11 protein-coding genes are annotated in these 9,707 nt (G+C 42.1%); all 11 read right to left on the bottom strand.

Annotated features, from left to right (window positions below; genetic code table 11):
- Positions 1 to 1,276, bottom strand: a 1,276-nt coding sequence (locus AC1DLI_RS33855) for a PEP/pyruvate-binding domain-containing protein (protein WP_477610039.1), incomplete at its 3' end; no start/stop codon positions are given.
- A 589-nt stretch (positions 1,277 to 1,865) separates the two neighbouring features.
- Positions 1,866 to 2,513: a 2OG-Fe(II) oxygenase gene (locus tag AC1DLI_RS33860; RefSeq protein ID WP_477610041.1), complete on the bottom strand. Its 648-nt coding sequence runs from the start codon at positions 2,511 to 2,513 to the stop codon at positions 1,866 to 1,868.
- A gap of 235 nt (positions 2,514 to 2,748) precedes the next feature.
- The gene (locus tag AC1DLI_RS33865; RefSeq protein WP_477610043.1) at positions 2,749 to 3,204 is read right to left on the bottom strand and encodes a GNAT family N-acetyltransferase; all 456 of its coding nucleotides are present in this window, start codon (positions 3,202 to 3,204) and stop codon (positions 2,749 to 2,751) included.
- Between the two features lie 177 nt (positions 3,205 to 3,381).
- Entirely contained in the window at positions 3,382 to 4,077 is a 696-nt protein-coding gene (locus tag AC1DLI_RS33870) for a DUF7002 family protein (protein ID WP_477610045.1), read from the bottom strand.
- 101 nt (positions 4,078 to 4,178) lie between these two features.
- Complete coding sequence (locus AC1DLI_RS33875) at positions 4,179 to 5,105, bottom strand: LysR family transcriptional regulator (RefSeq protein WP_477610047.1); 927 nt, start codon at positions 5,103 to 5,105, stop codon at positions 4,179 to 4,181.
- A gap of 367 nt (positions 5,106 to 5,472) precedes the next feature.
- Positions 5,473 to 6,456: an SLAC1 anion channel family protein gene (locus AC1DLI_RS33880; protein WP_477610048.1), complete on the bottom strand. Its 984-nt coding sequence runs from the start codon at positions 6,454 to 6,456 to the stop codon at positions 5,473 to 5,475.
- Positions 6,457 to 6,828: 372 nt separating this feature from the next.
- Positions 6,829 to 8,067 (bottom strand): TolB family protein, encoded by a 1,239-nt coding sequence (locus AC1DLI_RS33885; protein WP_477610050.1) that lies wholly within the window; start codon positions 8,065 to 8,067, stop codon positions 6,829 to 6,831.
- 147 nt (positions 8,068 to 8,214) lie between these two features.
- Complete coding sequence (locus AC1DLI_RS33890; protein ID WP_477610052.1) at positions 8,215 to 8,835, bottom strand: chloramphenicol phosphotransferase CPT family protein; 621 nt, start codon at positions 8,833 to 8,835, stop codon at positions 8,215 to 8,217.
- Positions 8,836 to 8,874: 39 nt separating this feature from the next.
- The gene (locus AC1DLI_RS33895; protein ID WP_477610054.1) at positions 8,875 to 9,120 is read right to left on the bottom strand and encodes a phosphotransferase-like protein; all 246 of its coding nucleotides are present in this window, start codon (positions 9,118 to 9,120) and stop codon (positions 8,875 to 8,877) included.
- Entirely contained in the window at positions 9,099 to 9,323 is a 225-nt protein-coding gene (locus tag AC1DLI_RS33900) for a phosphotransferase-like protein (RefSeq protein WP_477610058.1), read from the bottom strand. The genes AC1DLI_RS33895 and AC1DLI_RS33900 overlap by 22 nt, the downstream gene beginning before the upstream one ends.
- Before the next feature lie 43 nt (positions 9,324 to 9,366).
- Positions 9,367 to 9,707, bottom strand: a 341-nt coding sequence (locus AC1DLI_RS33905) for a hypothetical protein (RefSeq protein WP_477610056.1), incomplete at its 5' end; no start/stop codon positions are given.

Consider the following 9,707-nt stretch of genomic DNA (forward strand, 5'->3'; position numbering starts at 1 on the left):
ACATACCTTTACTGCTATTACCTGGACTCAGTTCTTTTCTATCATCTGGTAACGATTTTATAAAATCTCGCTCTATTAGGGTCAAAAATGCGTCTTCTATGAGCGGATCGGTTTTTCCCAGGGTATTTAAGAAAGTTTCTCTGCTGACAGGTGAAGCCAGCATATGTGTAACATCAACGAACAACCTTCCACCGGCTTTACGCATGGGTGCAGGAGTTATTAACAGGTAAAAAGACAATCCCAATGGTTTTATTGGGTCAGTCATCATTTGTTGATGACCGACAGATACATAAACGTGATTTTCTTGATCATTTACTTCAGGGATCGGGTATAAAGTCGTGATTGGCCGACTCTGGACAATATAAAATGTATCATCAACCAAACACCATTCGATATCTTGCGGGCAACCAAAATAAGCTTCGATCTGTCTTCCTGTGCGTGCTAGTTGTAAAATTTGTTGTTCAGTAAGTGTTTGAGTCTTTTGCTGATCAGGATCGATCTGCTTTGTCTCTGTTCCGCCTTCTTTTCGTCCGTAGATAGCTATTTTTTTGTTTGCTATCCTCTTATCGACAATTTCCCCATCCTGTACTCTATAACAATCGGCAGATACCAAGCCAGAGACCAGCGCTTCTCCAAGTCCAAAACTGGCATCAATTGATAGCAGCTTTCGGTTGGAAGTAATCGGATCAGCGCTAAATAAAATCCCCGAAGCCTGTGGGAAAACCATCCTTTGAACGATAACGGACAAATAAACCTGTCTGTGGTCAAATCCATTTTGCATACGGTAGATTACCGCACGGTCCGTAAATAGGGAAGCCCAACATTTGCTAATATGCTGCAAGATCGCTTCTTTGCCAATGATATTTAAATAGGTGTCTTGTTGACCGGCAAATGAGGCATGTGGCAAATCTTCAGCAGTCGCACTAGAACGCACTGCATATGCATGTTCATCGCCAAACTGGGAGAGATAGTGGGTAACTGCTTTCACAACATCGGTAGGGATTTCTACTTCCATAATGATTTGTCGAATTTCCCTGCTGATTTCACCAATTTGATCTCGATCTTCTACTTTTAGCATGGTTAGTCGATCCAGTAAAGCATGATACGTTTCGTTTTGTTCGATGGCTTTTTGATATCCCACTGTTGTAACGCAAAATCCTTCTGGTACTTGTATTCCTTCAATTTTTGATAATTCCCCTAAATTTAACCCTTTTCCGCCAACGAGCAAAAGCTGCGTTTTGTCCATTTCCTGAAAACCGAGAACCAAAGAACTCATTCAACATCTCTCCTAACTAAYAAATTAAGAAAACATTTGACAAGAGTTTACCGGCATGCTACAATTTAATTGTAAGATGAATTAATTATGTCTATTTAAATTATCGAAGTCGCAACATGATTATATCATCGTGTCTATTTATATGCAATAATAAAGAACCTGATAAAACTACCCAGGTTCTTTTTTGATTTCCCACTATCATTAGTCACATCAAAAACCAACGTTCGAGCCGAACTCCGCCACTTCATAGTTACCAGCGCTCCTATGCAGCCTAAGGAAATCCTATAGTTGCGTCGGATTCATATTAGTTCAACGATCTGAACTTTTAATACTTCGTAGTAAATCGTACACATTTTTGGAATATCCCCATCTCTATTCTATCCGTTCAATAGCGACCTTTGTTCACCATAATCCTTCAACTGTTTCCGCGGATTTATATGATGAAGCTGATCGTTTACTATTTCGTGACTAAAAATCAAAAAAACCGACCTTATGAGGTCGGATTCTTCCATGGAAATACGGTGGCGACGGGATTTGAACCCCTGTTCAAAGATCACGCCACATAGGCTTCTACGGTATGATCTTACGTCTAGGAAAAGCGAAGGGCTTGCCTTCTCATCCACATCGTTGCAACCCACTTTTCCCCTTTGATCACTGGTGTACCTGCATGCAGGGTGAAATCGTTTAATTCATGATTGCTGTAAAAATATTCAAAGTAGACAGCCATGCCTTTGTTAGGAATAACTGAGATATTAAGCTTGGGGAACGCCGTTTCTCCGCCTTCCTCCACATCATTCAAATACATCACGAGTGTACTAATCCGATTGTTAGCACTTGCTCGACTCGTTTCCGCGAAGAAATCATAATGAGGTTGATACTCTTGGCCAGGGGTATACAGCAGAACTTGTAAGCCGTCACCATGCTCGATAGGAATATTCATAATTTGAGAGAATCGCTTCTCGATTCTTGTAATCGTCTCATTCTCCTCACAGAACACCCCACTGCTCGTTCTAATTTGATTGACAGCATGATTTCCACCTATTTTTGAACGTTGTAATTGTTCCCTAGAATGTTTAATTAGCTCATCGCATTCCTCATCGCTAAGCACATTTCCTAGTACGACAACCAATGGCGCCTCATACTTGGCAAGAATACGAATCTCTCGATCTTCTGTCTTGATCGTATTTCCAACATGATCAAATATCGACCGCTCTATTTCTGTCGTATCCCCATTCATCCTTATACAGCCCCTATAGTATGACATTCATCACAAAATACCATACCATAAATTTGAACTATTTACTCTTTTATATTCAGAAAAATCGAAATAATCAAACTGTATCTATGTCGGGCAGCCTGTGAAATTCATCAAAAAAAAGCCTTTGGAATAAAATCACAAGGCTTTTTGTATGACTATTTTTTTCGAGACCAATATTGCCGGAAAGCTGTTGTCCTTACAGTACCATGTCCCGTTAGTTAGATGATAACAGAAGAAAATGGCTGTCATTTTCTGAATTAATATTAACCGAAAAACCAATAAAGCGATAAAATGTGTCTGCAATAGGGTTATCAGTCTTTAGTACAAGCATGTTATAGTGCTTTCTAGCTTCTGTAATAACAGAATCCATTAACATTCGCCCTATCCCAAAGCGACGTACCTTTTTGGAAACATAAAGCCTAYGAACACGACCAACTTTTTTGCTATTCATATAGGGGTCTTGATTCAATCCGCAAACTCCAACAACTTCGCTGCTCTGATAAGCGATAAAGAGTGCTTCTCCATCTTTATCGAATTTATTAGCTCCTGTTTCAAAATCGGTTACTAACCGTTTAATATGACGAAATCCTTCACCAGCACTTTCTACAACCAACTGTTTTAATTTATGAGTATCTAGATGATTAACTTTTAGGATAATAATTTCATTCACCTAAACCATCTCCCCCAAAATCTTCTCTAACCTGAATTCTTCAACTATGCTGAACTATCCTCCCTCTATGAGGATTCAACACCGTAAGGAATTCAGGAAAATAGCGGACCAGCCAGTAATAGCCGGTTGGTTCCATACTGACTAAAACAGGCCACATATTTGAATTTGGCGAGATCCTTATATAATTTCTTGATTCTTAAAATTCTGAATAGATTGTGCGTACTTCCTTAATCTTTCGGGAATCTCCTCAATATTTTTGCAATAAACGGCCTGTAAATAACGGGACAAGTTCGTTACTTTCTCTTCCACAAGGACCTCGCGTATCTCAGAAGGTTTTGAAGGCAAAAAACTTTCCTTCACAATTTCGAATTGGTCTAGTGGCAAAAACATTTGCAGACTTTTTTTATAGGAACAACGAGATGGGTAACGAGGTGAGCTTCCGGAATCGTACTTAGACAACTTAACAGTGTCATAGAAGTCATAAAGCAACGAATGTGCATCCAATTGAAGGATAGCAAAAGCTTCATCTGGTTCTCTTTTTGAATAAATCTCCAGCATTTTTTGACAATCTCTTTGCGTCGGCCAAAAAAATACGTGCTGATCCAGAAAATTATAAAATTGTTGATGAGTTGTTTTTGCATCCATAACTTGATCTGCAATTCGTAGATGAGCGTTTGCTACAAAAGCATTTCCGTGAAAATGAATTTCTCTACTCACTATCCGTCTTTCATTCGATAAAGTAGGATCAGCCTTATTACACGAGTACAAAGCATCGAGATGCGCAATTGAAGGCAAGTTTCGGACCCTTGTAAAATGAAATAGCGACTTCCTTTTTAAACTCTTCGTTATTTTGTTTACAACTGAATCGTTCATACCATAATACCTCTTGTCCGATCTCATTTCTTTGTAATTTGGTCAGTCATCTCATTGCATTGTAGTAAAAGAATATAACACAAAAAGCCTTGATGTCTCCATCAAGCTTTCGCTTCCTGATCGCAATATGCTGTAGGTTCTTCTTTCTTAATTGACTTAATGTAAGAAAGAACGAGATCGATAAATCCGCTTGCTGCCCGCCCCAAATACTTATCTTTATGATAAACTATCCCTACTTCTCGGCAGAGCGTTGGGTTTAGGATTGGAATGATGATCAAATCCTCATAATGATACATCTCGATTAATGTTTTAGAAAGAATAGTGGCCCCCGTCCCGGACCTTACTAAATTAAATAAAGAATCGATCGTTGTAGTTTCAATAAAAGGTTTTAATTCTAGACCTGCATTTTGACAAGTGAAATCAACCAACTGCCGGCATCGGTGTGTTTCAGGAAACATCACAATCGGGGTTGATACTACTTCCTCAAAATCAATTTGAGGGCGGCTGGCCAAAGGATGGTTGGCGGTAGTCACGAAAAAGAAGACTTCTCTATAGAGAGACTTAATCGCTAATTTATCATGTTCTACAGGTAAAATGGAGATGGCAAAGTCCAGTTCATTTTGCAGGACCCGTTCAACGACATCTTCATTAGCAATCAACTTTATGCGTATATTAGGATAATTACGATGATAGTCGATTAAAAGGGATGAAACGAGTTCATTTAATTCACCTGGCAAGGCGCCAACCGATAAAGTGCCGCGTTCTACTTTCTGCAGCTCTTGAATTTGCTCGCGTGCACTTGCCAAGGCTCCTATAGCTTTATGGGATTGCTGGTACAAGATCATACCCGCTTCTGTAATCATCGTCTTCTTACCAATTCGATCAAACAATCGAACACCAAGCTCGTTCTCAAGCGCTTTAATTTGATGACTTAACGTAGGCTGTGTAATTCCAAGCTTTTCTGCAGCCCGAGTGAAATGGAGTTCTTTGCAAGTCGTCATGAAATATTCGAGTTGTCTTAATTCCATTCTCATTCACCTCGTGTTTCTTGCTTCATTATCTCAATGAAATAGATGCCGATTAAGATGTAAATTCACCCGTAGATATTGAATGGAGCCGATTTTCTCCATATTCTGTTGCTTGCATGCTATTAATTCCATCTTGCCCACCACTTTCGCATCAAAAAGTCTTCGTAAACATACCAGTAACGGTTGTTATTATTTGTTACTGACAGGAGGATAATACATGCGATAAACCTCACCAACACGATGAGGTTTTGGAGTTAAACCGCTGTCTGTCCGATAAACGATTGATTCTTCTCGTGTTGCTTTCCGATATTTCGAAAAGGTGAACTAATTTGTGCACGATTACTTACGCCTTTATTTGAAACTTGAATTATCCTCTAAGCAATTTGCCATTGAACAGAATATTTAGCGTTCGAATAAAGAGTACGACCACAACGATACTGAGCAAAGCCAGAACGATCGCGGAAATGGCAATTAACAGCCAAGAATGCACGAACATCGCGTATTTTAAAGCGGCAATGCTGAGAGCAGCCATCGGAAAGGTTACAGCCCACCAGGAAGCGCCAAACGGAACAGACTTGTTGAATACTTTGAAGAACAAGACAATGAACAAGAACAGACCGAAGTAAAACAACATGGAGGCGAACGGATCAATTCGCTGCACGAAGTTCGTATAGCCAAGAAAACCAACCTCAAACGGCGCACTCATGATAAACATGGAGGGCATTAATCCTGCTGGCAGTGGAGCATGATGAATCAACCTGGATAAGATCAAGGTGAAGAATACTAAAGCAACAATTCCGCCGATCGCAAGGGACAACAAATTAATTTCATGCGCCCATGGGAACGGCATTGTCCCGCCGGCAACCGCAATATCTATGGTCCCTACCACAGGAATCAGAGAAGCCGGAACCGCATTACCCGGCTCGTGATTCCCGTTCAACAAGCGTGTAACGAAAACAAAACTAAGCGCTAACGTCGCTGCTGTTCCGATGATCCAAATCACTTGCCCCGATATTTGACTGTAGTTGCCGATCACCGAGGAAAGCAAGAGCATGGCAATCGTGATCGTACCGAAGAAATTGCCCAAGATGGGATGCGTAAATTCATCTTTGACTTTCTGCGGGTATAAAACCCATTTTGAAAGATAACCTACACTTAACGCGATAAATATCACAAGTGCAACAATTCCACTGATATCGGCGATGACGGTGGAAGTACCGAATAGCTTGCTTGCTTCTCTCCAAGCCAATGACAGACCTGAAATTCCCATAACCGATGCAAATAGATTAACGGGTAAGAATTGAATAGAACCGATGCTTCTTTGTTTCTGTACGGCAGCCATGGTTTGCATGGACGGTCACCACTTTCTATATAAATTATTGTTTATCGAATGCAGCGTGCACCTCTCCTGGAAGCGCAATGAGGAACCTTTATTTCTTTTCGATTAACGCTACTCTCTCTCCTGATGCCTCATTCTATGAGATTAAAGATTATTGATCAATATCATTTTTTCAATGATAACGATAGATGAGATCTATGGTTTTTTCGAGGTAAACCAAACGAGGCCGCTCGTTGTCATCAGATACTATGGAGAAGTTTTGCGCTTCCGGAAATCGTACGGCCGCAAATGTGACAAGAACTTGATCCGATAACTAAAAAAGCCCGCGATTTACGCGGACTTGTAACATCTAGAATCCATACACTAACACTTACTAATCTCAAATTAAAGCTTGGGCGAATAAATTACCGGTGAATCGGCATTTTTCAGCCATAGGCTTGCTTCACTTCCGTCAGGATTGGCAATCCAGATATTAGCGTCTTTATAATAATATTTTCGTCTTATCCAAATCATTTTATCGGCGGAACGGATGTAATTGGGACTGTAATCAGCATATCCTTCCGGAGGACTCGTAATTTGGCTTTGCTTACCCGAGACTGTGTCAATAACAAATAAAGCCGGAAGAGGATGCTTAGAAAAATCATTCGACCATTCAGCTTCTCTAATTCGGGAGACAAAGATCGTATTGTCATCCTTCCATGCGAAATCCAAGTCGGCATAGTTCTCAGGTGTGTAGGTTGCGAATGCAGGGAATTCCTTCGTTTTTAAATCTTTATCCTTAAATCCGAACACCAGTCTTCCTCCCCCTGCGATATACGCTAAAATATCTTTCGAAGGCGCCCATTTCGGAAGTCCAACTTCCAGAATGATCTCATCCAATACTTCAAAATGAAGGCCGTCCGCTGAGATCGCGCAAACCATATTGCTGTCCATAGACCAAGATTCGGTCGGTGATACAACAAAAGAAAGCCAGCGACCGCTCTTTGAGAAAGAAAAATTACTGGGATCGACCGCAATAATCTTTGAACCGTTACTTGATATCTCATTCGGCAGCATAAAGAATTTGTCGACATTCTCCAAATACCCCGCATCCGCCCAATTCTGTGGAAGAACCTTCCTATAAAGTGTCCCTCCCGTCCATCCTTCCGGCGTGAGAGAGCCACTCTTTGATAAAATGAATCCGCTGCCGTCAGGAATCCAGATATATTCACCTACTCCGATTGCAGCGTTATTGAATTGCTTGAAGTCGGAAACGTTGAGAATGGTACCGTCTTTATAGGCGAGAATTTCACCGCGGGGAGACCACTTCGGAAAATAACCTCTTTTATAGATTTTAATCGTTTTCTTGGCGCTGACATCATAGATCTGAACGCTCTGCTGAGGCAGGTCCCCTCCATCTTCTTCAACATAGGAAAGTAACTTTCCATCAACAGACCATTCCGGGCCCATCGCTCTCCCCGATTTCGATACCTGAATCTCCGTACCATTCACATACACCCACACGTTGCCATCCCGCATAAAAGCAACTTTCGCTGGCAACTTCCTCGAACCTTGAATTGAATCAACCGGATGATATACCATAAAAAAGATGGACATCGTTAGGACAAGTTTTCGAAAAAACATAAGCACTCACCTACTGGAAATTTATTTTCCATTATGAATGCCCTTTATTATCGAAAATTAATCTGTTTAATATACTTGCCATTACCTCATGGTAGATAATACGACTGTTGCGCTTTCTGAGTAGTTTCAGAGTGGATACTCCACCACCTACGTCATGGCCTCAAGACGCTGGAAAGCTGAGGGTGGCAGATCCTCTTCGAGGCGCTGGCGGATCAGGCGTGCACACTCCTCGGAACTTAGCACTGAGGTGTCAACGTTCAGGTCATAGATACCTGGCACATGCACAGCCTGCTGCCACAATCTCACCGGCTTTGGCACAGAGCCATCCTCTTCGTACCCGGAATTCCAGGTAGCGATCCTCCGCTGCATGACAACCTCTAATGGGCATCGCACACCCACAAACAAAACGGGCAGTCCACTCAGGATCCGGGCACAGCTGGGAAGAATCCCCCGCGGGATCGAATACGCATCGTGGTGACCGACATCAACTACAACATTCAGCTCCAGACGGCTGTGCGCAGCAATAGCCTCATACATGGCTTGATACAGGCTCACAATGAGTGGTTCAAGGTCGAGGCGTTCCCCACCAGGCCGAAGCCCAATCCCTGGCCGGTAGCGTTCAGGGGTCATCTGCATGAACCGGTCGACTCCAATGTTCATCCACACACCTTCGAACGTATTCTGAATCACATTGGCTATACTGGACTTCCSTGACCGCGGAGTCCCATTTAAAATAATAATCTGTCCGGTCTTATCTACCTGTAACATTTGATTCCCCCTTGATTGTAATGAATAGAAGTTACTGTTCTAAACCTCAAGACGCTGGAAAGCCGAAGGCAGTAGCCCCTCTTCGAGGCGATGGCGGATTAGGGCGGCACACTCTTCGGAACTGAGCACCGAGGTGTCAACCTCCAGGTCATAGATACCTGGCATATGAACAGCCTGCTGCCACAATCTCACCGGCTTTGGCACTGAGCCGTCCTCTTCGTAGCCGGAATTCCAGGTAGCGATTCGCCGCTGCATGACAACCTCTAATGGGCATCGCACACCCACAAACAAAACAGGCAGTCCACTAAGGATCCGGGCACAGTTGGGAAGAATCCCTGCGGAATCGAATAAGCATCCTGGTGCCAGACATCCACCACGAYATTCAGTCCCAAACGGCTGTGTGCAGCAATTGCCTCATACATGGCTTGATACAGAGTTACAATGAGAGGCTCAAGATCAGGGCATTCCCCACCTGGCCGAAGCGAGATCCCAGGCTGCTAGCGCTGGGGGGCATTTTCTTGAACTGACTGTTCACTTCTTCAGCCACTCAGGATTGGAACTCAATAGCTCTAACCATTCCTCAAGTGTTTCTTTGATATCAAACCGATTTTTTGTACGTTTTTCTTTTAACACATCCCAGTACCCATTATCTTTTACAATTTGTAAAGCGTATTCTCCTTCGGGACTTGAATCTGGATACCACCCTAAATCAATTATTATTGATTCTTCTCCCTCTGTGGGTATACACATTTTCCCGTTTGTATATTCCAATTTGATAATATGAAGAATATCCTCGGTGAAGTAATCCCAATTCTTTAGAAAGTCTTCTGTTTCTAAATCAGGTTCAGGTTCAACATTAAAGAACTTATTAA

Source organism: Paenibacillus sp. 01T443 (assembly GCF_056398325.1).

Excerpts from the sequence above, each read along its gene's own strand:
- AC1DLI_RS33860 (WP_477610041.1), bottom strand. The coding sequence starts at position 2,513 with ATGAATGGGGATACGACAGAAATAGAGCGGTCGATATTTGATCATGTT.
- AC1DLI_RS33870 (WP_477610045.1), bottom strand. The coding sequence starts at position 4,077 with ATGAACGATTCAGTTGTAAACAAAATAACGAAGAGTTTAAAAAGGAAG.
- AC1DLI_RS33875 (WP_477610047.1), bottom strand. The coding sequence starts at position 5,105 with ATGGAATTAAGACAACTCGAATATTTCATGACGACTTGCAAAGAACTC.
- AC1DLI_RS33880 (WP_477610048.1), bottom strand. The coding sequence starts at position 6,456 with ATGCAAACCATGGCTGCCGTACAGAAACAAAGAAGCATCGGTTCTATT.
- AC1DLI_RS33885 (WP_477610050.1), bottom strand. The coding sequence starts at position 8,067 with ATGTTTTTTCGAAAACTTGTCCTAACGATGTCCATCTTTTTTATGGTA.